The 22,884-nt window shown below is 65.1% G+C and carries 18 protein-coding genes; 15 read left to right on the plus strand and 3 right to left on the minus strand.

Going from position 1 to position 22,884, the window contains the following annotated elements; genetic code table 11:
* Together CKO15_RS07735 and CKO15_RS07740 are read left to right on the plus strand one after the other, a co-directional pair.
* On the plus strand, positions 1–251 hold a 251-nt coding region (locus CKO15_RS07735; RefSeq protein ID WP_338036024.1), incomplete at its 5' end, for a PUA domain-containing protein.
* Positions 238–2,112: an ankyrin repeat domain-containing protein gene (locus CKO15_RS07740; RefSeq protein ID WP_200194594.1), complete on the plus strand. Its 1,875-nt coding sequence runs from the start codon at positions 238–240 to the stop codon at positions 2,110–2,112. The genes CKO15_RS07735 and CKO15_RS07740, both read left to right, overlap by 14 nt.
* 170 nt (positions 2,113–2,282) lie before the next feature.
* Here the strand turns inward: CKO15_RS07740 and rpsT are convergent, their stop codons facing one another.
* Positions 2,283–2,549, minus strand: coding sequence for a 30S ribosomal protein S20 (gene rpsT, locus CKO15_RS14110; protein ID WP_200194596.1), 267 nt, complete (start codon positions 2,547–2,549; stop codon positions 2,283–2,285).
* 261 nt (positions 2,550–2,810) lie between these two features.
* Positions 2,811–4,379, minus strand: a complete 1,569-nt coding sequence (gene murJ, locus CKO15_RS07750; protein WP_200194598.1) for a murein biosynthesis integral membrane protein MurJ — start codon at positions 4,377–4,379, stop codon at positions 2,811–2,813.
* 317 nt (positions 4,380–4,696) lie between these two features.
* Between murJ and ribF the strand changes: the two genes are divergently transcribed.
* The 4 genes from ribF to ispH are packed head-to-tail and all read left to right on the plus strand — an operon-like array spanning position 4,697 to position 9,948.
* Positions 4,697–5,686 carry a bifunctional riboflavin kinase/FAD synthetase gene (gene ribF, locus CKO15_RS07755; protein WP_200194600.1) on the plus strand — a complete coding sequence of 330 codons (990 nt, stop codon included), beginning with the start codon at positions 4,697–4,699 and terminating at the stop codon, positions 5,684–5,686.
* A complete protein-coding gene (gene ileS / locus CKO15_RS07760) occupies positions 5,683–8,514 on the plus strand; it encodes an isoleucine--tRNA ligase (RefSeq protein ID WP_200194602.1) in 2,832 nt (943 codons plus the stop codon). Before ribF ends, ileS begins: the two co-directional genes overlap by 4 nt.
* A gap of 4 nt (positions 8,515–8,518) precedes the next feature.
* The gene (lspA, locus tag CKO15_RS07765) at positions 8,519–8,989 is read left to right on the plus strand and encodes a signal peptidase II (RefSeq protein WP_200194604.1); all 471 of its coding nucleotides are present in this window, start codon (positions 8,519–8,521) and stop codon (positions 8,987–8,989) included.
* Positions 8,986–9,948 carry a 4-hydroxy-3-methylbut-2-enyl diphosphate reductase gene (ispH, locus tag CKO15_RS07770; RefSeq protein WP_200194606.1) on the plus strand — a complete coding sequence of 321 codons (963 nt, stop codon included), beginning with the start codon at positions 8,986–8,988 and terminating at the stop codon, positions 9,946–9,948. The genes lspA and ispH overlap by 4 nt, the downstream gene beginning before the upstream one ends.
* 23 nt (positions 9,949–9,971) lie before the next feature.
* Here ispH and CKO15_RS07775 read toward each other — a convergent pair whose 3' ends face one another.
* Positions 9,972–10,169 (minus strand): hypothetical protein, encoded by a 198-nt coding sequence (locus CKO15_RS07775; RefSeq protein WP_200194608.1) that lies wholly within the window; start codon positions 10,167–10,169, stop codon positions 9,972–9,974.
* Between the two features lie 258 nt (positions 10,170–10,427).
* On the opposite strand from CKO15_RS07775, the gene CKO15_RS07780 reads away from it, so the two are divergent.
* From CKO15_RS07780 to CKO15_RS07820, 9 genes are all read left to right on the plus strand, one after another.
* A complete protein-coding gene (locus CKO15_RS07780) occupies positions 10,428–11,789 on the plus strand; it encodes a TrpB-like pyridoxal phosphate-dependent enzyme (protein WP_200194610.1) in 1,362 nt (453 codons plus the stop codon).
* A 138-nt stretch (positions 11,790–11,927) separates the two neighbouring features.
* On the plus strand, positions 11,928–12,416 hold the full coding sequence (locus CKO15_RS07785) for a hypothetical protein (RefSeq protein WP_200194612.1): 489 nt from the start codon (positions 11,928–11,930) through the stop codon (positions 12,414–12,416).
* Between the two features lie 207 nt (positions 12,417–12,623).
* Positions 12,624–13,163, plus strand: a complete 540-nt coding sequence (gene bchF, locus CKO15_RS07790; protein WP_200194614.1) for a 2-vinyl bacteriochlorophyllide hydratase — start codon at positions 12,624–12,626, stop codon at positions 13,161–13,163.
* Positions 13,160–14,485: a ferredoxin:protochlorophyllide reductase (ATP-dependent) subunit N gene (locus tag CKO15_RS07795; RefSeq protein ID WP_200194616.1), complete on the plus strand. Its 1,326-nt coding sequence runs from the start codon at positions 13,160–13,162 to the stop codon at positions 14,483–14,485. Before bchF ends, CKO15_RS07795 begins: the two co-directional genes overlap by 4 nt.
* Positions 14,486–14,492: 7 nt before the next feature.
* Positions 14,493–16,136: a ferredoxin:protochlorophyllide reductase (ATP-dependent) subunit B gene (bchB, locus tag CKO15_RS07800; RefSeq protein WP_200194618.1), complete on the plus strand. Its 1,644-nt coding sequence runs from the start codon at positions 14,493–14,495 to the stop codon at positions 16,134–16,136.
* On the plus strand, positions 16,111–19,857 hold the full coding sequence (locus CKO15_RS07805; RefSeq protein ID WP_200194620.1) for a magnesium chelatase subunit H: 3,747 nt from the start codon (positions 16,111–16,113) through the stop codon (positions 19,855–19,857). Before bchB ends, CKO15_RS07805 begins: the two co-directional genes overlap by 26 nt.
* The gene (gene bchL / locus CKO15_RS07810; protein ID WP_200194622.1) at positions 19,854–20,762 is read left to right on the plus strand and encodes a ferredoxin:protochlorophyllide reductase (ATP-dependent) iron-sulfur ATP-binding protein; all 909 of its coding nucleotides are present in this window, start codon (positions 19,854–19,856) and stop codon (positions 20,760–20,762) included. The genes CKO15_RS07805 and bchL overlap by 4 nt, the downstream gene beginning before the upstream one ends.
* Complete coding sequence (gene bchM / locus CKO15_RS07815; RefSeq protein WP_200194624.1) at positions 20,762–21,463, plus strand: magnesium protoporphyrin IX methyltransferase; 702 nt, start codon at positions 20,762–20,764, stop codon at positions 21,461–21,463. Before bchL ends, bchM begins: the two co-directional genes overlap by 1 nt.
* Positions 21,460–22,851: a BCD family MFS transporter gene (locus CKO15_RS07820; protein WP_200194626.1), complete on the plus strand. Its 1,392-nt coding sequence runs from the start codon at positions 21,460–21,462 to the stop codon at positions 22,849–22,851. Before bchM ends, CKO15_RS07820 begins: the two co-directional genes overlap by 4 nt.
* Positions 22,852–22,884 lie beyond the last annotated feature (33 nt).

Consider the following 22,884-nt stretch of genomic DNA (forward strand, 5'->3'; position numbering starts at 1 on the left):
GGGTGGTGGGTGAATTTTCCCGGGGTGATTTGGTGGCGTGTCTCGATGTGCACGGCAGCGAAGTCGCGCGCGGGCTGGTCAGTTATGGCGCCGAAGAGGCCCGGGCGATTGCTGGGCGCTCAAGCAGCGAGATTGAGGGGGCGCTTGGCTATGTCGATGAGCCAGAGCTGATCCACCGCGACAACATGGTGATCACCAAACTGGCGCGAGAACTTCCCGGCTTTAGTCGTGGAGAGGATGTCAAACGGTGAGCGCGTGAGAGGCGTTGGCGCTGGATGCACGTTGGGGCTGCGCTTACTGCTTGGTGGGCTGGTGGCGACACAGCTCAGCTGTGCGCTGCTCTGGGGGGAGCCGCAACGAGCCGCCATCGAGGCGATTCGTGACGACGACCATGCCGCCCTGGTCGAGGCGCTTGACAGCGGTATCGATCCCGCCGCAGCGGATCAACATGAACGCACCTTGCTTCACTATGCCGCGGTCTACGGGCGTGAACGGGCGGTCGCCTTACTGCTTGAGCGCGGGGTGGCGACCGATCCAGTCGATGCGGCAGGGCGTCATCCGCTTCACTACGCCGTCGAGGGTGGACACGAGCGGGCAACCCTGCGCCTGCTGGGTGTTGCGCAGCGCATCGATGTGGCCGATGAGCAGGGGCGCACACCGCTGATGATCGCCGCCTTGCGCGGCGAATCACGACTGCTCGAGGCCTTGCTGGCGGCGGGGGCCGATCCCGATCGGCGCGACGCCGCTGGGGCGACGGCGTTGTCGCTCGCTGCTGCAGCCCGCCATCGGGTTGCGGCAGCGCGGCTGCGCGAGGTCAGTCGGCAGGCTGCGGCAGCGCCGGCGGTGGCCGATGTCGTGCGTGCGCGCGATATTGAGACACTGCGCTGGATGCTGGCGCACGGCCTGAACCCCGAAGCGACCTGGATGGAGCAGGGGCGGCGCGTCAATCTGGCCGATATCGCTGTGGCTGAGAGCGCGCAGATCGCTGCCCTGTTGCAGCGCTACGGTGTCCGACCGCTGACGGCAGGGTCGGCGGCCTTGGCCGCGGCGGTGCTCAGCGGCGATGAGGCGGCTGTCGAGGCGTTGCTGGCGCGCGCTGTCGATGCCGATGCTGCGGTGCCGGGGGGCGAGGTTGGCGGGCGCACAGTGCTGCACGAGGCGGCTCGCTTGGGACGGGTGGCCATCATCGAACAGCTGCTCGAACACGGCGCCGACCCGGCGCGCCCCGATGCCTACGGGGCCGATGCCCTCTGGCATGCAGCCGTGGGCTATGTCGCCTCGGGGGATGCGGTGGCGGGGCTGGAGCGCGCAGCCAGCCGTAGTGAGACGGTACTGGCGCTGTTGGCCGCCGGGGCCACTCCCGGTGGTGGCGATCACTACGGCTTTGCCCCGCTGCACGCCGCGGCTGCTTGGGGCGATGGGGAGAGCGTGGCCGCCCTGCTCAATGCCGGCGCACCGCTGGAGCAGCAGGATCGCAACGGTCGGACGGCTCTGACCTTCGCCGCTCTTTTTGGGAACCACGAGACTGTTGAAGAGCTGCTGAGCCGTGGCGCCGATCCCTCGCCGGTCGATCACTGGGGCGGGACACCGATAACCTATGCCCGGTTAGCGGCTGCTATGGCAGGCGATGCCGCTGCGCGGACCGCGTTGCGTGAGGCTGGTGGGGGCAAGGCTCCAGGGCCGCGGCGCGGAACTCCACCGTTGGCGATCGGCCTGGACGAGCGTCGGCTGATGCAGCTCGATCGTGCGGTGGCCATCTACGACAGCGCTCGCGAGGAAGATGAGCAGCGCGGCCGACTGCTGCCCTATACGACAACTTGCAGCGGTTATAGCTGCATCTATCCGCCCATTGTGGTGCTGCCGCGGGGCACGGTCGTTGAGTTGCTTTACCGTGAGGCTGGCGATGACGGCCGTCTCTACAGTGTCTACCTAGTGCAGGAGGCGGGGTTGCGCGGTCTGCTCTTTGAGGATTCGTTTTTCGGCGAGTGGCCGCCAGCGGGGGCGGCGAGCAGCGAGGTGACCATCGGTCGCATCGCTCACATTCGCAGCATGCGCTGGGTCGAGGCCTTTGATATTGATCTGCGGGCGGTCAGTGGCGGCTTGATCTGGTAGCGATCGACACCAGGCCCGTGCGTGCGTAGGGTGACGCCGCAGCATGGCGGTGGTCGAGTGCTCTTCCCGGGAGCGCCGACGTCCCCGCCGGCAGGGATAAGCAGAATGCCGACGAGGACGCTTGCGCTCCCAGGCTCGCGAGGCGTAACGCGCGCCCCGGTGCCGTTGGGTCAGCTCGCGAGGCTACGAACGCGCGCGTTAAGGCGTGACTTATGGCGCGCGGCCTTGTTTTTGTGAATGATGCCGTACTGGGCGCCGCGATCAAGGATCCGCGATGCCTCACGATAGGCCGTCTGTGCCTGACCGTGGTCCCCACTGGCAACGGCCTGCAAGACTTTCTTGATCGAGGAGCGCATCTCGCTGCGGCGCGACTTGTTGCGCAGTCGACGAACTTCGGCCTGGCGGGCACGCTTCTTGGCGCTGGGGCTATTTGCCACGGTTACACTCCTGCAGTGGTTCGGTTGGCTCGTCTGAGTTGAATGCGTTGAATCGCTTCGCCACCTTGTCGACCGCCGAGCCGACCGGATCCAGTCAAACCGTCTTCCGGATCGGTTGGCCCAGGTTTGGCCCAGGTTGACCCCGTGTCATTGCTTCGGCCATCGCTCGGCTCAGTGCTGAAGCGGCTGACCCCACGATTAAGCAGCGAAGCGGCGGCTACGCGATAGAATCGCGCAATATGCCGATGGCCGCGGGGGTTGTCAAGGGGTACGGTCGGCTGTCGGTTCACGCAACTCGCGTAGACGCAGCCCCAGCGCCAGGATGCCGCCCGTGTAAACTGCGGCGCCGACGCCCACCGCAGCAAAGAGCCAAGCGATGCGGGTCATCACTCCGGCCTCCAGCCACGCCTCCAGCTGCAGGGCCGGATAGAGAAGGACCAAAACCATAGCGCCGGTGGCGATCCCAACCTGCACAAAGAGCCGCCGCCAGCCGCCCTCTGGGCGGTAGACGCCGCGCTGGCGTAAGCCGTAGAAGAGCAGCGCCGAGTTGACCGTTGCCGAGGCAGCGGTCGCCCCGGCGAGGGCGACGTGGCCGTAGGCGGTCTCACGCAGGAGCCAGACCGCCGTGATCGACAGCACCAAATTGACGATCACGGCCACCACCGCGCAGTAGACCGGGGTGCGCATATCTTCGCGTGAGAAGTAGCCCGGAGTGAGCACCTTGACCAGCACGAACCCGAACAGCCCGAGGCTGTAGGCGGCCAGCGAGTGGGCGGAGGCGACGACATCGGAAGGGCTGAAGGCGCCGTACTGAAAGAGCGTAGTCAGAATCGGTCCGGCGAGGACGATCAGGCCAGCGGTGGCTGGGGCGATCACCACCAGGACAAGACGCAGTCCCCAATCGAGGGTGCGTGAGAACTGCTCTGGGGTGGTTGCGGCGTGCTCCGCTGAGAGCCGTGGCAGCAGTACGGTCCCCAGGGCGATGCCGAAGACCCCCAGCGGCAGTTCGACTAAGCGATCGGAGAAGTAGAGCCAGCTGACGCTGCCGGCGATCAAAAAAGAGGCCAGGATGGTATCGACCAACAGGTTGATCTGCATCACCGAAGAGCCAAGGACGGCTGGCCCCATCAGCCGGGCGATGCGGCGCACCCCCGGGTCGCGCCAGGCGGGACGTGGCATCACCAGCAGCCCTTCGCGCGCCAGGAAGGGCAGCTGCAGCAGCAGTTGCAGCACCCCGGCCACCGCCACCCCGATCGCCAGGGCGACGATCGGCTCGCTGAGCAGCGGCGATAGCCACAAGGCTGCGCTGATGAGGGTGGCGTTGAGCAGCACCGGGGCGAAGGCGAAGGAGGCGAAGCGGTTGTAGACGTGCAGGGCGGCCCCAGCGCACGCCACCATCGAGATAAGCAAGATGTAGGGGAAGGTCAGCTGCAACAGCTCGCTGGTCAAGGCGAAGCGCTCGGGGTCGTCGCGAAAGCCGGGGGCGAAGAGGGTGACGAGGGCCGGTGCGGCGACGATGCCGATGATCACCACGACCAACAGTGCCACTGCCAAGGTGCCGGCGGTGCGGGCGATCAGCGCGCGCACCTCAGCGTGGCTGCGATGAGCGCGATAGTCGGCCAAGACCGGCACGAACGCTTGCGAGAAGGCGCCCTCGGCGGTGATCCGGCGCATGAAATTGGGGATCTTGAAGGCGACGATAAAGGCGTCGGTCTGTGGTCCGGAGCCGAAGACGTTGGCGATGATGACATCGCGCCCGAGGCCGAGGATGCGCGATAGGAAGGTCAGCGAGCCGAAGGTCAAGAGGTGGCGGAATAGGCCGGTAACCACAAGTGTGCGCTCCCCGATCTCTCAAATTGCCCCGCTGGTCCCGCTGGCCCTGAAGGGTTCGGTAGCCGCAATGGCTCGCAGCCCAAAGCCCCGGCAGAGCCCCCTGGAAGAGCCTATCCCGGTGGCCACACCGGTGCCCACAACGGCCCAACGGTTTCAACGAGCCCAATGGCCTCAGTGACCTGTGTGCAACCGGTCAGGCGATGGCGCCGGGCATTGTACTGGCAGCGGCAAGCCGGCGCACGCAGCCTCTTGGTGGCAGCGCCCTACCGAGTGCCGCCCCGCTCACGTATACTCCCCCTTTTTGTCGATGATTGATGGAGATCGTTCGCGGAATACACAACGTGCGCGCCCGCCATCGCGGTGCTGCCGTCACCATCGGCAACTTCGATGGGGTGCATCGCGGCCATCAGGCGATGATCGCGCAGCTGCGCCAAGCCGCTGCCGAGCGCGGCTGTGCCGCATACGTCGTCACCTTTGAGCCGCACCCGACCGAGTATCTGACGCCGCATCGGGCACCGGCGCGCCTCACCACTCTGCGCGAGAAGGTGCGACGCCTTGCGGCGACCGGGGTCGACGGGGTCGTCGCGCTGCGCTTCGATCACAGCCTGGCCGGCTTAGGCGCCGAGGATTTCGCCCTAGAGCTGCTTGGTCGACGCCTAGGTGTGCAGTATGTCTTGGTTGGCGATGACTTCCGCTTCGGCGCTGCTCGCGGCGGTGATCTTGCGCTGTTAAGTCGCCTCGGCGCGCGCGCTGGCTTTATCGTGCACGCCATGGAGACGGTCTGCGTAGCCGCCGAGCGGGTGAGCAGCACCCGGGTGCGTGCGGCCGTGGCGGTCGGCCGGTTTGCTGAGGCGGCCGAACTGCTCGGGCAGCCCTTCCAGGTGAGCGGCCGGGTGGTCCACGGCGATGCCATGGGGCGGCAGTTGGGGTGGCCGACGGCCAATCTGCGGGTGCCGGCAGCGCGCCTGCCGCTGCGCGGGATCTACGCCGCCCGTGCCTACGAAGAGCGGCCTAAGCGCGGGCGTGCTGCCGCATCCTCTCAGGTGCTGGACGGGTGGCCGGCAGCGGTGAGTGTCGGTGTTCGCCCGACCATCGACGGGCGGCAGGCCGTCTTCGAGGCCCACCTGATCGACTTCAGCGGCGATCTCTACGGTCGACACTTGCGCATTGAGCCGGTGCAGTGGTTGCGCGGTGAGCGGCAATTCCCTGGGCTTGAGGCCTTGGCTCAGCAAATCGGGCGCGATGTCGAAACTGCACGACGACTTTTACAGGGCGATCTCGATCCAAGCGAGGCGGTGACGTGAGCGATTATAAGCAGACTCTGAATCTTCCCCATACCGAATTTCCCATGCGCGCTCGTTTGGCCGAGCGTGAACCGCAGCGGTTGGCGCGCTGGCACGACGAGGGGCTCTACCAGAGGGTGCGTGAGGCCCGCCGTGGTGCCGAGCGCTTCATCCTGCACGACGGTCCCCCCTACGCCAACGGCGATATCCACATCGGCCACGCCGTCAATAAGATCCTCAAGGACATCATCGTTAAGGCGCGTACCCTCGATGGCTACGACGCCCCTTACGTCCCAGGGTGGGACTGCCACGGCCTACCGATCGAGCACAAGATCGAGGAGAGCGTCGGGAAGCCGGGGCGCGATCTCGACTACGCCGAATTCCGTCAGCACTGCCGTGACTTTGCCAGCGCCCAAGTCGAGCAGCAGCGGCGCGATTTCGAACGCCTCGGGGTGCTTGGGGCGTGGGATCGGCCCTACCGCACCATGGACTACGCCACCGAGGCCGGTATTCTGCGGGCGTTAGCGCGCATCTTCGAAGCCGGACACATCACGCGCGGCTTTAAGCCGGTCTACTGGTGCGCCGATTGCGGCTCGGCCCTCGCCGAGGCCGAGGTCGAGTACGAAGAGCGCACCTCACCGGCCGTCGATGTCCGCTTTCCCCTCGTCGACGCCGCCGACTTAGAGGGTCGTCTCCACTTAGAGGGGGAGGGGGCGCAGGCCGGGCCGGCGGCGGTTGTGATCTGGACGACGACCCCGTGGACGCTGCCAGCGAACCGGGCGGTGGCGCTGCACTGTGATCTGGAGTACGTCGTCGTGGCGGTTGAGCAGCGCGAACGCCTGCTGCTCGCCGCGGAGCTGCTTGAGGCGACGCTGGCGCGTGCCGGTATCGAGCGCTACGAGATCGTCGGACGCTGTCGCGGGGCCGACCTGGAAGACCTGCAACTGCACCACCCCTTCCTGGAGCGCGTTGTACCGGTCGTGCTGGCCGACCACGTCACCGTCGAGGGCGGCACCGGCTGTGTCCACATCGCCCCGGGACACGGTCAGGACGATTATATCGTCGGTAAGCGCTACGGCCTGGAGGTGACCAATCCGGTCGATGGCAACGGCTGCTTCTTCGCCGAGACCGAGCACTTCGGCGGTCTGAACGTCTTCGCCGCCAACCCCGAAGTCATCCGCGTCCTCGAGGCGCGTGGTGCGCTGCTTCACCACGCCCCTTATCAGCACAGCTACCCGCACTGCTGGCGCCATAAGAGCCCAGTGATCTTCCGTGCCACCCCGCAGTGGTTTATCGACCTGGAGCGCGCGGGGCTGCGCGCTCGGGCCTTGGCAGAGATCGCCAAAGTGGAGTGGCTGCCGCAGTGGGGTGAGGCGCGTATTGAGGCCATGGTGCGTGGCCGCCCCGATTGGTGCATCTCGCGGCAGCGCCACTGGGGGGTGCCGATTGCCCTCTTTGTCGATCGACGCAGCGGTGAGCCGCACCCGGAGACACCGGCGATCATGGAAGAGGTGGCCCGGCGCATGGAGCGCGAGGGGCTTGAGGCGTGGTGGCGGCTTGAGCCGGTCGACTTGCTCGGCGATGCCGCGGCGGACTACGAGAAGGTGACCGATATCCTCGATGTCTGGTTCGACTCCGGGGTGACGCACACGACCGTGTTGGAGCGCCATCCCGATCTGCAGCAGCCGGCCGATCTCTACCTGGAAGGCTCCGATCAGCACCGCGGCTGGTTCCAATCGTCGCTGCTCGCCGCGACCGCCATCCACGGTCATGCGCCGTATAAGGCGGTGTTGACGCACGGCTTTACTGTCGATGAGCAGGGCCGGAAGATGTCAAAATCGCGCGGCAACGTCGTCGCCCCGCAAGACGTCATGGACCGGCTCGGCGCCGATATCTTACGGCTGTGGGTGGCCTCGGCCGACTACAGCGGCGAGATCGCCGTCTCTGAAAACATCTTGCAGCGCACCGCCGATGCCTACCGGCGCATGCGCAACACCGCCCGCTTCCTGCTCGGCAACCTCCACGGCTTCGAGCCGCAGCGCGATCGACTGCCGAGTGCGCAGCTGCTGCCGCTCGATCGCTGGGCGGTCGCCCGCACCCTGGAACTGCAGCAGGCCATCGTCGCCGCCTACGATCGCTACGAGATGCACCGCATCTACCACCTGCTGCACAACTTCTGTGTCGTCGATCTGGGTGGCTTCTATCTCGATATCATCAAAGATCGCCTCTATACGACGCCGCCTGAGAGCCGCGCCCGCCGCTCGGCCCAGACGGCGCTCTATCACATCGCCGAAGCCTTGGTGCGCTGGCTGGCGCCGATCCTCTCCTTTACTGCCGATGAGATCTGGGAGCTGCTGCCCGGGGAGCGCGAGTCGACGGTCTTTGCCGCCCACTGGTACGCCGACCTGGAGTCGGCCGATGCGGTCGCCGGGGTGGCGGCGGAGCGCTTTTGGGAGCGGGTCATCGAGGTGCGCACGGTGGTGAGCCGCGAGCTGGAGCGGCTGCGCAACGCCAAGGTCATCGGCGCCAATCTCGATGCCGAGGTCGCCCTCTACGTCCCCGAGGCGCTAGCTGCGGAGTTGGCGCCGCTGGGCGATGAGCTGCGCTTCGTGCTGATCACCTCGGCGGCGACGCTGGCGCCGCTGGCCCAGGCACCGGAGGAGGCCGTAGCGGCAACGCTGGAAGATGGCACCGCGGTGCGTATGGTCGTCACCGCCAGTGCCCATGAGAAGTGCCCACGCTGCTGGCACCGACGGCCCGATATCGGCTCGAGTGTCGAGCACCCGGCGCTCTGCGGGCGCTGTGTCGAGAACGTCAGCGGGGCTGGCGAGCAGCGGCAGGTGGCCTAGTCGGATGGGGTTCTATCGCTGGTTGTGGGTCGCTGCGGCGATCATTGTGCTCGATCAGTTCACCAAGCTGTGGGCCGATGTTGCACTACCGCTGGGGGGGTCGCTGGAGCTGTTGCCGGTGTTGAATCTGACCCTGGGCTACAATACCGGGGCGGCCTTTAGTCTGCTGGGCGAGGGCAGCGGGTGGCAGCGGTGGTTTCTGATCGCGATCGCGGTCGGCGTCAGCGCCTATCTGCTCTACTGGCTGCGGCAAATCGCTGCACACTCGATGCTGCTGGCGAGCGGCTTGACCTTGATCTTGGCCGGGGCGATCGGCAACTTGATCGATCGGGTGCGTTTTGGCTACGTGATCGACTTTATCCACCTCTACTATCAAGATTGGCACTGGCCGATCTTCAATGTCGCCGATATCGCCATTACCCTTGGGGTTGGGTTCGTCCTGCTGGCGCTGTTTCGGGAGAGGAAGCAACCGTGACCAAAATCATCTTGGCCAATCCGCGCGGCTTCTGTGCCGGGGTCGATCGGGCGATCGCGGTCGTCGAGCGGGCGCTGGAGGTGTGTGGCACGCCGGTCTATGTCCGTCACGAAGTGGTGCACAACCGTTATGTGGTCGAGGATCTGCGCAAGCGCGGGGCGGTCTTTGTCGAAGAACTCGATGAAGTGCCCGATGGGGCGACGGTGATCTTCAGTGCTCACGGTGTGCCGCAGCACGTTGTCGACGAGGCGTTGCGCCGTCAGCTGCAGGTCTTCGACGCCACCTGTCCATTGGTCACCAAGGTCCATAAAGAGGTGCGCGCCCACGCCGAGCAAGGCCGCGAGGTGATCTTGATCGGCCACGCCGGCCACCCCGAGGTCGAGGGGACCATGGGGCAGTACATTCCGCCGCCCGGTGAGCGGGGTGGAATCTACCTCGTGCAAAGCGAGCAAGAGGCGCGCGAGTTACAGGTTCGCTATTCAGACGAGCTGGCCTTCGTCACCCAGACCACGCTCTCGGTCGACGACGCAGCGGTTGTAGTCAACGCCCTCAAGGAGCGTTTTCCGAAGATCCGTGGGCCGCGCAAGAACGACATCTGCTACGCCACCCAGAACCGGCAGGATGCGGTACGCAGCCTCGCCGATGAGGTCGAGCTGCTGCTCGTGCTCGGCTCGGTCAACAGTTCGAACTCCAACCGCCTGCGCGAGCTCGCCGCGCGCTGCGGCACCCGTGCTTTCCTGATCGACGGGGCGGCCGACCTGCAACGCGAATGGCTCGACGGTTGTCAGGCGGTTGGCGTTACCGCCGGGGCCTCAGCCCCCGAGAGCACCGTCGTCGAGGTCGTCGAGCAGCTGCAGCTCTGGGGGTGTGAGGCGCCCGAAGAGCGCATCGCCGGCAAACCCGAGCACGTCACCTTCGGCCTGCCCCGCGAGTTGGCGAAGAAGCTGGAGGGCTCCTAGGGCCGTCTGCCTACGCCGCCCCGCTACAAGTAGCCCTTCTCGCGCAAGATCATGTAGGCGATGCCGCTGCCGACGCAGATCGAGGTGATCATCCAGCTCAGCGAGATTAAGCGCGGGCTGAGCGCGGTAGCGACGAAGATCATCAACAGCAGCGTAAAGCCGATGCCGACCCCGGCTGAGACGATCACTTTACCGCTCCAGGTGCTGGTATCCAGGTCCATGTTCTTCAATCCCCTTCGCAATGTCGTTGTCTTTTCAGGTCTTCGCTCGGCGCGCTGCATCCGGCCGACCGCGTATCTTACCGCAAAAGTTAAGGGCTTCGCGCCTGCCTGACAAGTCCGCAGCGAGTGGGCGATAGCTCCACGGCAACTCCACGGGGCCTCTGCGGCCTATTGATAGGCGTCTCTCTTCTTCCCCTGGGCCGCTCCCCCCGCTAACATACCGGCGTTCTGTCACACGACCACCTGGGGAGCCCGCCGATGAGCGAGACGACCAAATACCTGCTCGACGAGGCCCGGTTGCCGCGTACCTGGTACAACATTAACGCCGACCTGCCGCAGCCATTGGCTCCGGTGCTGAACCCGGCTACCAAACAGCCGGTGAGCGCCGACGATTTAGCCCCGCTCTTTCCGCGCGCCGTCATTGAGCAGGAGATGAGCGCCGAACGCGAGATCGAGATCCCCGAGCCGGTGCGCGATGCCTACCGGCAGTGGCGACCCTCACCGCTCTACCGCGCCCGCCGCCTGGAGCAAGCGCTCGATACCCCGGCCCGTATCTTCTACAAGTACGAGGGCGTCAGTCCGGCCGGCAGCCATAAGCCGAATACCGCGATTCCACAGGCCTTCTACAACTACGCCGAAGGGGTGCGACGGATTACCACGGAGACCGGTGCCGGGCAGTGGGGCTCATCACTGGCGCTTGCTGGGGCACTCTTTGATCTCGAGATCGAAGTCTTCATGGTCGCGGTGAGTTACCACCAAAAGCCGTACCGGCGCGCCTTCATGGAGAGCTTTGGGGCCCGCTGTACGGCGAGCCCGAGCGAGCGCACCGAGTACGGCCGCTCCGTGCTGGCGAAAGATCCGCAGAGCACCGGGAGCCTCGGTATCGCCATCGGCGAGGCGGTCGAGATGGCCGTGGCACGTGACGATACGCACTACGCCCTCGGCAGCGTGCTCAACCACGTCATGCTCCACCAAACGGTGATCGGCCTTGAGGCGATGGAGCAGATGGCGATGGCCGACGCCTACCCCGATACGATCATCGCTTGCACCGGTGGTGGCAGCAACTTCGCCGGCCTCGTCTTTCCCTATCTAGGCGCGGCGTTGCGTGGCGGGCCGAGTGTCGAGGCGATTGCCGTCGAGCCGCTGGCCTGTCCGACGTTGACCCAGGGGCGCTTTGCCTACGACTATGGCGACTCAGCGCAGCTGGCACCGTTGACCAAGATGCACACCCTCGGCTCGGGTTTCGTCCCTCGTGGTTTCCACGCTGGCGGTCTGCGTTATCACGGCATGGCACCGCAAGTCAGCCATCTCAAAGAGCTGGGGTACATTGATGCGCGCGCCTACGATCAGCTTGAGTGCTTCGCTGCCGGGCTGCAGTTCGCCCGTGCCGAAGGGATCATCCCGGCGCCGGAGGCCACGCACGCGGTCAAGGCTGTGCTCGATGAGGCCGCCGCCTGCCGCCGCGACGGCACCGCGAAGACGATCCTCTTTAATCTGAGTGGGCACGGCAACTTCGATATGCAGGCCTATACGGACTATTTGGCTGGTAAGCTTACGGACTTAGGCGGCAGTAGCGATGAAGTGGCGACAGCCCTCTCCGGACTGCCGCACGTAGAGTGAGAGTGGGCGAGTGACGCTGGTGGCGTACGGGGACCCTACGCACACCGAGGTTGCAGACACATACGCAGGCACATACGCAGATACATACAATGCGCCGATTCATGCAGATCAAAGACGCATCAAGCTGAGGAGCCCGGCATGACAGAAGATTGGATTCGCAAAGAGCGTAAGCGGCTGGCACAACAGCTGACCGCCTCGACATGGAAAGGTCTAGTGGTCTCGATCCCGCTAGTCACCCTGGTGTCGATCGCTTTCTACTTTTGGGTGGTGACACAGTACGACTTGCTCCCCGGGGCGGAGCATACACTGGCGGCCTTGGTGGCGACGTTTGCTCTGCCGGGTGCGGTCTTCGTCTTTGTCGGGTTGCGGCGGGTCTTCTGGCAGCGGGCGATTCGCGGTGAGCTGAACCGGATGCGCTCGCAGAAGTTTGTCAGCGAGTATGTCGACCAGCTTGGTGGCGAGGCGGCGCTGCACGCCCACCTCTCTGTGGTGGCTAAGGCGCAGATCGACCGCGTCCTCAAGCGTGAGCAAGAGGATGAGCAGGTCAACGACCGCGACTACGCGGCGGCTTTGCGCTATCTGTTGCTGTTGGAGCCCCTGACCGAGGGGAGCAAGAGCAGCGCCTAAGGCGCGCGCGGTGCGGCGCGGGGGTGACGGTGCGGCCGTAGAGTGCTTGGGTGGTTGCCGAGCGCGTGCTTGAGCGTCACTCCGTCAGCCCCGCAGTGGCGCCTGCTGGAGCGCCCTATGGCAAGTTGACACTTTATCGCGGCCGTCAGTAGACTCGCGTCGAAGCCGGCACATCACGGTTGGTTAGGCAACGGGAGATGCAGCGCAATGCAGCATCATGCATCGTGGCTCGGAGATGATTCGCCCCTTTACACGGAAGAGCAGCGGCGGCGGCGGGATTCCACCTGGTGGACGACCGTGCAGGGGGTGCTGGCGCCGGCTCAGTTCGTCGTCTTTTTGGTCAGCCTCGGGTTGGTGATCTGGTACCTGAGAACCGGTGAGTTGCTCGAATGGGCGGCGTGGTCGATTATAATCAAGACCCTTGTCCTCTATACGATCATGGTGACTGGGGCGATCTGGGAGAAGGTCGTCTTCGGTAAGTACCTCTTTGCCCCGGCCTTCTTTTGGGAAGACGTCGTCAGCATGGGGGTGATCCTGCTCCATACCGCCTATCTTGTGGTGTGGTTCGGCGACATCTTCACCCCCGTGCAGCAGATGATGATCGCCCTAGCGGCCTACTTCGCTTACGTGGTCAACGCCGGGCAGTTCGTGCTCAAGCTGCGGGCGGCACGCTTGCAAGAGCGGCGAATGCGGGCCGCTGCTGCTGCCGAGGGCGGCCCCCAGGGGCAGGAGGGAGCGGGGGGATGAGTGATCCACTGCTCGCCGATGCCGCGCCTGCTGAGACCAAGATCGGGGCCGGCTGCTCCTCGGCAGCAGGCCGGCTCTGCCAGGAGCGCGGCCAACGGCAGGTCTTCTGCGGTCTGACCAGCATCGTCTGGCTGCATCGTAAGATGCACGACGCCTTCTTCTTGGTCGTCGGCTCGCGTACCTGTGCCCACCTGCTGCAGGCGGCTGCCGGGGTGATGATCTTCGCCGAGCCGCGCTTTGCCACGGCGGTGCTCGGTGAGCGCGACTTGGCCGGCTTGGCCGATTGCAACGACGAGCTCGATCGCATCGTCCACGAGCTGCTCGCCCGCCGCCCCGAGATTCGCACCCTCTTTCTCGTCGGCTCTTGCCCCTCCGAGGTCATTAAACTCGATTTGGAGACCGCCGCTGAACGGCTCAGTGCCGCCCATCAGGAGCGGGTGCAGGTGCTGAGCTACTCCGGCAGTGGTCTTGAGACGGCCTTTACCCAGGGCGAGGATCAGTGTCTGTTATCCCTCGTCGAGCAGCTGCCGCAAGCCGATGCCAACAGTGATCCGGAGGCGGCCGCAGGCGGCCTGATTGTGCTCGGCACCTTGGCCGATATCGTCGAGGATCAGTTTCGTCGCCTCTTCGACGCATTGGGAATCGCCCCGGTCCACTTTCTGCCGCCGCGCAGCGGTGAGCAGTTGCCGCCGGTCGGACCGCAGACGCGGGTGCTGATGGCGCAGCCCTTCGTCGGCGAGGCGACCCGTGCTCTGATTCGCCGCGGTGCACAGCACCTAGAAGCCCCCTATCCTGTAGGAATTGAGGGTACACTGGGTTGGCTACAGGCAGCGGCAAGCGCCTTTGGGGTCGCCCCGGAGCGTCTCGCCGAGGTGACCGCCGCGCCGATCGCCCGGGCGCGCAGCGCGCTGGCGCGTCAGCGCGAGGTGCTTGAGGGCAAACGGATTACCTTTTTGCCGGACTCGCAGCTTGAGTTGCCGTTGGCGCGTTTTCTGGCGCAGGAGTGCGGGATGCAGCCGGTGGAGGTGGCGACGCCGTATTTCGATCGACAGCTACACGGCCACGAGGCTGAGGCGCTGGGTGAGCAGGTTCGCTTGATCGAGGGGCAGGATCTTGAGCCTCAGTTGGCCCGGCTGCGCAACGACCGCCCCGATCTGACCGTTTGTGGTTTGGGGTTGGCCAACCCGCTGGAGGCCGAGGGGTTGCGCACCAAATGGTCGATCGAGCTGGTATTCTCTCCGATTCAGGGGTTCGATCAAGCGGCCGATCTAGCGGAACTCTTTGCCCGGCCGCTGGTTCGTCACGAGCGACTGCAGGTGTAGGTGCGCGATGCAACTGACGCTTTGGACATACGAAGGTCCGCCGCACGTCGGCGCGCTGCGCATTGCCGCCTCCATGAAGGGGGTGCACTACGTCCTGCACGCCCCGCAGGGCGATACCTACGCCGATCTGCTCTTCACCATGATTGAGCGCCGTCCGGCGCGTCCCCCAGTGACGTATACGACCTTCCACGCCCGCCATCTGGGTGGGGATACGGCCGAGCTGGTGCGTGAGACGGTTCGTCAAGTCTATGAGCGTTACCAGCCGCAGCTGCTGATGGTCGGTGACTCGTGCACTGCCGAGTTGCTCCAGGATCAGCCCGGGACGCTGGCGCAGGGGTGGGCCGAGCAAGCCGGTGTGGAGATCCCCGTGATCGCGCTGGAGACGGCCGCCTTCTCGCGCAAAGAGGGTTTTGGCGCGAGCGAGGCCTTTTACCAACTCGTCCGTGGCGTACTGAGCGATAAAGGCGATGCGGGTGCGGAAGGTGAACAGAGCGATGCGGCGCAGGGTGCTGCGGCGTCGGCGACTGCGGCCGGCCGGGCGCCGCGGGCCAACCTCCTCGGTCCGAGTGCACTCGGGTTCCGCTGCCGCGACGATGTCCAAGAGATCAGCGCCCTGCTGAATCGACTCGGGGTTGAGGTCAACGTTGTCGCCCCGCTCGGCGCGAGTCCCGACGATCTGCGCCGGATTCCCCAGGCCGATTTCAACATCTGCCTCTACCCCGAGGTGGCGCGCACGACCTGTGAGTGGTTGCGGCGAACCTATCGCCAGCCTATGGTCGAAACGGTGCCGCTCGGGCTGGCGGCGACGCGCGACTTTATCCGCGAGGTCGGTGAGGTGGCCGGCCTTGAGGTCGGGTCGCTGCTGGCCGATGCCGATGCCCGAATGGCCCCTTGGGCGGATGCCCGAATGGCATGGTATAGCCGTTCGGTCGACTCGAACTACTTGACCGGCAAGCGGGTCTTCATCTTCGCCGATGCCACGCACGCCGTGGCGGCGGCACGCATTGCGCACGACGAACTCGGTTTCGAAGTCGTCGGCCTCGGCACCTACAGCCGTGAGTTTGCCCGCGAGGTGCGCGCGGCGGCCAAGCGGTACGGCGTTACGCCGCTGATTACCGACGATTACCTGGAAGTGGAGAGACACGTCGCTGAGGCCGCACCGGAACTGGTCCTCGGGACGCAGATGGAGCGTCATATTGCCAAACGCCTGGGGCTGCCCTGTGCAGTCATCTCGGCGCCAGCTCACGTACAGGATTTTCCGGCACGCTACGCCCCGAATATGGGTTTCGAGGGCGCCAATGTTATCTTCGACACGTGGGTACACCCGCTGATGATGGGACTCGAGGAGCACCTGTTGGGGATGTTCCGCGAGGATCCAGAGTTCAGCGTCGAGGCCCCGTCCCACACGCCTGCGGCTGCCGTCGCCGCCGAGGCCGCGGTGGCCGAGGCGAGTGAGCCCGCGGCCGCTGCGGGGGCGCTTTCGGTAGAGGAGGTGCGCTGGACGCCGGAAGCGGAGTCGGAGCTGCGCAAGATCCCCTTCTTCGTGCGCGGCAAGGCGCGGCGCAATACCGAGCACTTTGCCGCCGAGCGGGGTGTTGCGACTATCACAGTGGAGACCATCTACGATGCCAAAGCCCACTTCAGCCGCTGATCCGACGCCGATGCGCGTCACGTTCATCACGCTCGATAACCACATGGCGGGCTCGGTGGAGCGCGCACGCCCGATCCTGAAAAAAGAGATCCCGGGGCTTGAGCTGACCTATCACGCCGCCTCGGACTGGAACAGCAACCCGGCGGCGCTGGAGCGGTGCCGGGAGCGCATCGCCCAAGCCGACATCGTCGTCGTGACTATGCTCTTCATGGAGGAGCACATCGAGCCGGTGCTGCCCGATCTGCAGGCGCGCCAGGGCGACTGCGATGCCATGGTGGTCATCATGTCGGCCGGCGAGGTGATGAAGCTGACCCGCATGGGCAAGTTCACCATGGATGGGACGAGCCGCGGTCCGATGTCGCTGCTCAAAAAGTTGCGTGGCCAGAAGAAGAACAAAAAGGACGACGGGGCGGGGAACTCTGGCGAGAAGCAAGCCGCGATGCTGCGCCGGATTCCGCGGCTGCTGCGCTTTATCCCCGGTTCGGCCCAAGATGTGCGCGCCTACTTCTTAACATGGCTCTACTTTCTGGCGAGCTCTGATGAGAACGTCGCCAACATGGTGCGCTACCTCGTCAACCGCTACGCCGACGGCCCGCGCAAGGCGCTGCGCGGTACGCTGACGGTCCAGGATCCGATTGAGTACCCCGAAGTTGGGCTCTACCACCCGCGCATGGAGGGGCGGGTCAGCGACGATCTGCGCGCTGTGCCGCGCCCTGAGGCGACCGAGGAGCGTGGTGTAGTCGGGTTGCTGCTGATGCGCTCCTATGTGCTCTCGGGCGATGCTGGGCACTACGACGGCGTCATTGAGGCGCTGGAGGCGCGTGGCTATCGCGTGATCCCCGCCTTCGCCAGCGGTCTCGACAATCGCCCGGCGATCGAGCGCTTCTTTATGCGCGATGGCCGCTCGGCGGTCGACGCCGTGGTCTCGCTGACCGGTTTCTCGCTCGTCGGCGGGCCGGCGTACAACAACGCCGATGCCGCCGAGGCGCTGCTGCGCAACCTCGATGTGCCGTACGTCACAGCACAAGCCCTTGAGTTCCAGTCACTCGAGCAGTGGGAGATCTCCGATCGCGGCCTGACTCCGGTCGAGACGACGATGATGGTGGCGATCCCGGAGCTCGACGGCTCGACGGCGCCGATCGTCTTCGGTGGCCGTGCCGCGGTCCCCGGGCCCGATGGCGTCTGCCGCATGGAGCCCCATCCGGAGCGCACGCAGATGCTGGCCAGTCGGCTTGAGCGGCTGATTCAGCTGCGCCGCAGCGCCCGTGCCGATCGTAAGCTGAGCATCGTGCTCTTTAGCTTTCCGCCGCAGGCCGGTTCGTTGGGCACGGCGGCCTATCTGTCGGTCTTCAGCTCCCTCTATCACACCCTGCAGGAGCTCTACGACGCCGGCTATCGGGTCGAGGTGCCGGAGTCGGTCGACGATCTGCGCGAACGCATCATTCACGGCAACGCGCAGCAGTTCGGGGCGCACGCCAACGTCCACCTCCGCGTGCCGGTCGATGACTACGTCGCCCGCGAGCCGCACCTGAAACAGCTCGAAGAGCAGTGGGGGCCGGCGCCGGGTAAGCAGCAGAGCGATGGGCAGTCGATCTTCGTCCTCGGGGTGCAGCTCGGCAACGTCTTTGTCGGCATCCAGCCCGGTTTCGGCTACGAGGGCGATCCGATGCGCTTGCTCTTTGAGCAGGGGCTGACCCCGACCCACGCCATGTGCGCCTTCTACCGCTACATCCGCGAGGACTTCGGCGCTGATGCCGTGCTCCACTTCGGTACCCACGGCGCACTCGAGTTTATGCCGGGCAAACAGTGCGGCATGAGCCCGCACTGCTGGCCCGATCGCCTGATCGGTGATCTGCCGCACTTCTATCTCTACGCTGCCAACAACCCCTCCGAGGGCTCGATCGCCAAGCGCCGGGCGGCGGCGACGCTGATCAGTTACCTGACCCCGCCGGTCGGCCGGGCCGGTCTCTATCGCGGCCTGCTCGAGCTGAAGTCGTCGGTTGAGCGCTACCGCAGTGCACCGCCCGATAACATCGATGAGCGGCTGGAGCTGGCCAAGCTCATCCAGGCGCAGGCGGCCGAGGTTGATCTTGCCGAGCTGGAGCCGGAGTGGAGCGCTGAGGAGGCGCCGGAACGCATCGCTCAACTCAGTGATCAGATCCTCGAGATGGAGTACACCCTCATCCCTGAAGGGCTGCACGTGGTCGGTCAGCCGCCCTCACGCGAGGGGCAAATCGATCAACTCGTCTCGATCGCCGAGACCGCCCACGGGACCCGGGTCGATCCGGCTTGTGTCGCGGCGCTGGTCGACGGCAAGACGCCGAAGCAGGCGTTGGCAGCGGCCGAGAGCGACGATCACGAGACCACGCGTGAGGTGCTTGAGGCGCTCGCCGGGATCGCCGAGAAGCTGGCCGATAACCGCGAACTGGAGGGAATCGTGCGGGCGCTCGATGGGCGTTTCGTCCCGCCGGTCGCCGGTGGCGATATCTTACGCAGCCCCGATATCCTGCCGACCGGGCGCAACATGCACGGCTTCGATCCGTTCCGCATTCCGAGCGCCTTCGCCGTTCAGGACGGGGCGAAGCAGGCCGAGCGGCTGCTCGATAAACACCGCGAGGCCGGCGAGCCGATCCCCGATTCGATCGCCATGGTCTTGTGGGGGACCGATAACCTCAAGAGCGAAGGCGGCCCGATCGGGCAGGCCTTAGCACTGGTCGGTGCCCGCCCGCGCTTCGACACCTACGGCAAGCTCGCTGGGGCCGAGTTGATCCCGCTGGCCGAGCTCGGACGCAAACGGATCGATGTCGTCATTACCCTCTCGGGCATCTTCCGCGATCTGCTGCCGTTGCAGACCCGGGTGCTCGCCGAGGCGGCCTTCCTCGCCGCGAGTGCTGAGGATGAGCCGCTGGAGATGAACCCGATTCGGCGCAACGCCTTGGCCTATCAGCAGAAGCACGAGTGTGACTTCGAGACGGCGGCGCTGCGCGTCTTTAGTAACGCCGATGGCGCCTACGGCTCCAATGTCGGCTCGTTGATTGATCAAGGCTCCTGGGAAGACGAAGACGAGATCGCCGATACCTACACGCGCCGGAAGTGCTACGCCTACGGCTGCAGTGGACAGCCGGTGCGGCAAGAGGCGCTGCTCGGCAGCATGCTCTCCGGCGTCGAGCTGACCTATCAGAATCTCGAGTCGGTCGAGCTCGGTGTGACCACGGTCGATCACTACTTCGATACCCTCGGCGGCATCAGTCGGGCCGTCGCCCGCTCGCGCGGGGGCGAGTCGGTGCCGGTCTATATCGGTGATCAGACCCGCGGCGAGGGCAAGGTGCGTACCCTCTCCGATCAAGTCGCCCTGGAGACGCGGACGCGAATGCTCAATCCGAAGTGGTACGAAGGTCTGTTGGAGCACGGCTATGAGGGTGTGCAGCAGATCGAGGTCCATCTGACCAACACCATGGGGTGGTCGGCGACCACCGGCCAGGTCTCGCCCTGGGTCTATCAGCAGTTCACCCAGACCTTCATGCTCGATGAGAAGATGCGCGAGCGGATGGCGCAGCTCAACCCGGCGGCCTCGGCGAAGCTTGCCAACCGCTTGCTGGAGGCACACGAGCGCAACTACTGGAATCCAGACGAGGAGACGTTAGAGGCGTTGCGTAAGGTCGGTGATGAGCTTGAGGACTACTTCGAAGGGGTTAGCGAGAACGAGGAGGCCGCTGCATGAGCGGAGACAGGGAGCGTGTATGCCGCAACAGCGGTGATGGAGAGGGCAGTGTACAGGTGCATCTGGCACCCGAGGGTCAGACCGAGACCGGACGGCGGGCGAAGATCTTCGCCGTCTACGGCAAGGGCGGGATCGGCAAGAGTACGACTTCGTCGAACCTCTCGGTCGCCTTTAGTAAGCTCGGTAAACGGGTGTTGCAGATTGGCTGCGACCCGAAACACGACTCGACGTTTACCTTAACGAAATGCTTGGTCCCGACCGTCATCGACAGCCTCGAGGAGGTCGATTTTCACGTCGAGGAGTTGCGCCCCGAAGACTACGTCTACGAAGGCTACAACGGCGTGCTCTGTGTCGAGGCTGGAGGGCCGCCGGCCGGGACCGGCTGCGGCGGTTATGTGGTCGGGCAGACGGTCAAGCTCCTTAGGCAGCACCATCTTTTCGAGGAGACCGATGTCGTCCTCTTCGACGTCCTCGGCGATGTCGTCTGTGGCGGCTTCGCCGCGCCGCTACAGTACGCCGATCGGGCACTCATCGTGACGGCCAACGACTTCGACTCGATCTTTGCCATGAACCGGATCGCTGGAGCCATCCAGGCGAAGGCGAAGAACTACCGCGTGCGCCTCGGCGGCGTGGTGGCCAACCGCAGCGAGACGACCGAGCAAATTGAGCGCTTTAACGAGGCGATCGGGCTGCAGATGCTGGCGCATGTGCCCAATTACGACGTAATCCGGCGCAGTCGTCTGCAAAAGGCGACCCTCTTTGAGATGGAGGAGGAGTCCCCAGAGCTGGAGCGCGCGCGTGCTGAGTATCTGGGGTTGGCGCAGGCGCTTTGGGATGGGGTCGATCCACTCATTCCAACGCCCCTGAAGGATCGTGAAGTCTTCGATTTGCTGGGGTTTGACTGATGCCGACCTCTTCTTATCGGCAACGCCGTGGTCGCGTGGAGACCTACTTCGATAAGACGGCGGTCGAGGCGTGGCAGCGCCTGACCTCGGATGCCCCGGTGAGCGGGGTGCGGGCGACGGTGCGTGCCGGGCGCGAGCAGATGCGCCAGACCCTGCTCGACTGGCTGCCGGCCGATCTCAGTGGGATGCGAGTGCTGGATGCCGGCTGCGGACCGGGCATGCTCAGCGTCGAGCTGCTGCGGCGCGGGGCGCGGGTGACCGGGGTCGATGTCTCGACGAAGCTGATCGAGATCGCCTGGGAGCGTTTGCCCGCCGAGATCGATCGCAACGCGGTCGATTTTCAAGTCGGCGATATGCTCGACCCGGCACACGGCGAGTTCGACTACGTCGTCTCAATGGATGTCCTGATCCACTACCCCTGTGCAGACGCTGTAGCGGCCGTGGCTGAACTGGCGAGCCGGACTCGTCGCGGTATCGCCTTTACTTTCGCCCCGCGCACCCCGTTGCTCGCGGCCATGCACGTCATCGGCAAACTCTTTCCGCGCAGCGATCGCTCCCCGGCCATCGAGCCGGTGGCGCACTCGCGTCTGGCCGCGGCACTGCGCGCCGAGCCGCGGCTGGCCGCGTGGTCGGTGGGACGCACGCAGCGTGTTCGGCGCGGTTTTTACATTTCGCAGGCACTGGAGCTGCAACGGACATGAAGCCACAGATCGCTGACCTTTATCGCAATGTCAGCCGAATTATGTTGCCGTTCGCCGATGCGGCGACCGAGCAGCTGCCGATGACACGCATCTTCCGCCTGGCCCTGTTCCAGGTCACGGTCGGCATGATGTACGTCCTGTTTACCGGGACACTCAACCGGGTCATGATTCATGAACTCGGGATTGCCGCGACGCTGCTGGGGATCATGCTGGCGCTGCCGGTGCTGCTCGCGCCGCTGCGGCTGTTGATCGGCCACCGCTCCGATAACCACCCCTCGCACCTGGGGTGGCGGCGCGTGCCCTACCTGTGGATGGGGACGCTCTTTCAGTTCGGCGGTTTGGCCATTATGCCCTTCGCCATCCTGGTGCTCTCCGAGCACGGCGCCGACTATCCGGTCCTCGGGGCGATAGGGGCAGCGTTCGCCTTTCTGCTCGCCGGCATCGGTGTGCACATGACGCAGACCGCCGGACTGGCGTTGACGAACGATTTGGCCCCCTCGGACAAGTTGCCGCAGGTGGTCGGCTTGATGTACGTCATGCTCATGGTGGGGATGGTCATCGCAGCTGCGACATTTTGGTTCTTCCTGAGCGATTACAGCCACTTCCGGCTGATTCAGGTGATCCAAGGAGCGGCTGTGGCGACCTGGGTGCTCAATATAATCGCCCTGTGGAAGCAGGAACCACGCGATCCAAGCAAGACCCGCGTCGATAGGCCGCGACCATCTTTCGCCTCAGCATGGCAAAGTTTCAGTGAGCTGGGCCCGGTGGCGCGTTTGTTGGTCATCATCGGTCTGGGTGCCGCTGGCTTTGGAATGCAGGACATCATCATTGAGCCGTACGGGGCGAGTGTATTGGGCTTGGATGTGGCCGGGACGACCGTACTGACCGGGATGTGGGCGGTTGGCATGCTCGTCGCATTCTCGATCTGCGGCGTTGCGCTCGACCGTAAAGTCAATCCCTACCGTCTTGCTACGGTTGGGGTGCTGATCGGGGTGGCGGCGTTCAGCATGGTGATTGCCTCGGCCCCGCTCGATTCGCCGATGCTCTTTAGGCTCGGCAACTTTGTGATCGGGCTCGGGGCAGGACTGTTCTACGTAGGGACGCTGGTGGCAACGATGGAGATGGCGCCACCGGAGCAGAGCGGGTTCGCCATCGGGGCGTGGGGAGCGGTACAGGCGACGGCGTTGGGCGTGGCTTTAGCGATCGGTGCTGGGTTGAGCGACCTGATTCCTGCACTAGCCCGCGCCGGCCACTTGGGAGAGCTCTTTATGCACCCAGCGGCGGGATATACAGTGGTGTACTCGATTGAAATCGTGCTGTTAGTGGCGATGGTGCTGGCTGCTTGGCCCTTGGCGCGAGTGAGTAGGCGATCAAGTCAGCCGGCGTGATTCATCGTCTCGTTTCGGTCTGGCCGCTAGCGG

This window comes from Halorhodospira abdelmalekii (assembly GCF_016583625.1).
GTDB classification, from domain to species: domain Bacteria; phylum Pseudomonadota; class Gammaproteobacteria; order Nitrococcales; family Halorhodospiraceae; genus Halorhodospira; species Halorhodospira abdelmalekii.

Coding starts and splice junctions, on each gene's coding strand:
- CKO15_RS07740 (WP_200194594.1), top strand. CDS start 238: ATGTCAAACGGTGAGCGCGTGAGAGGCGTTGGCGCTGGATGCACGTTG.
- ribF (WP_200194600.1), top strand. CDS start 4,697: ATGGAGATCGTTCGCGGAATACACAACGTGCGCGCCCGCCATCGCGGT.
- lspA (WP_200194604.1), top strand. CDS start 8,519: ATGGGGTTCTATCGCTGGTTGTGGGTCGCTGCGGCGATCATTGTGCTC.
- CKO15_RS07775 (WP_200194608.1), bottom strand. CDS start 10,169: ATGGACCTGGATACCAGCACCTGGAGCGGTAAAGTGATCGTCTCAGCC.
- CKO15_RS07780 (WP_200194610.1), top strand. CDS start 10,428: ATGAGCGAGACGACCAAATACCTGCTCGACGAGGCCCGGTTGCCGCGT.
- CKO15_RS07785 (WP_200194612.1), top strand. CDS start 11,928: ATGACAGAAGATTGGATTCGCAAAGAGCGTAAGCGGCTGGCACAACAG.
- bchF (WP_200194614.1), top strand. CDS start 12,624: ATGCAGCATCATGCATCGTGGCTCGGAGATGATTCGCCCCTTTACACG.
- CKO15_RS07795 (WP_200194616.1), top strand. CDS start 13,160: ATGAGTGATCCACTGCTCGCCGATGCCGCGCCTGCTGAGACCAAGATC.
- bchB (WP_200194618.1), top strand. CDS start 14,493: ATGCAACTGACGCTTTGGACATACGAAGGTCCGCCGCACGTCGGCGCG.
- CKO15_RS07805 (WP_200194620.1), top strand. CDS start 16,111: ATGCCAAAGCCCACTTCAGCCGCTGATCCGACGCCGATGCGCGTCACG.
- bchL (WP_200194622.1), top strand. CDS start 19,854: ATGAGCGGAGACAGGGAGCGTGTATGCCGCAACAGCGGTGATGGAGAG.
- bchM (WP_200194624.1), top strand. CDS start 20,762: ATGCCGACCTCTTCTTATCGGCAACGCCGTGGTCGCGTGGAGACCTAC.
- CKO15_RS07820 (WP_200194626.1), top strand. CDS start 21,460: ATGAAGCCACAGATCGCTGACCTTTATCGCAATGTCAGCCGAATTATG.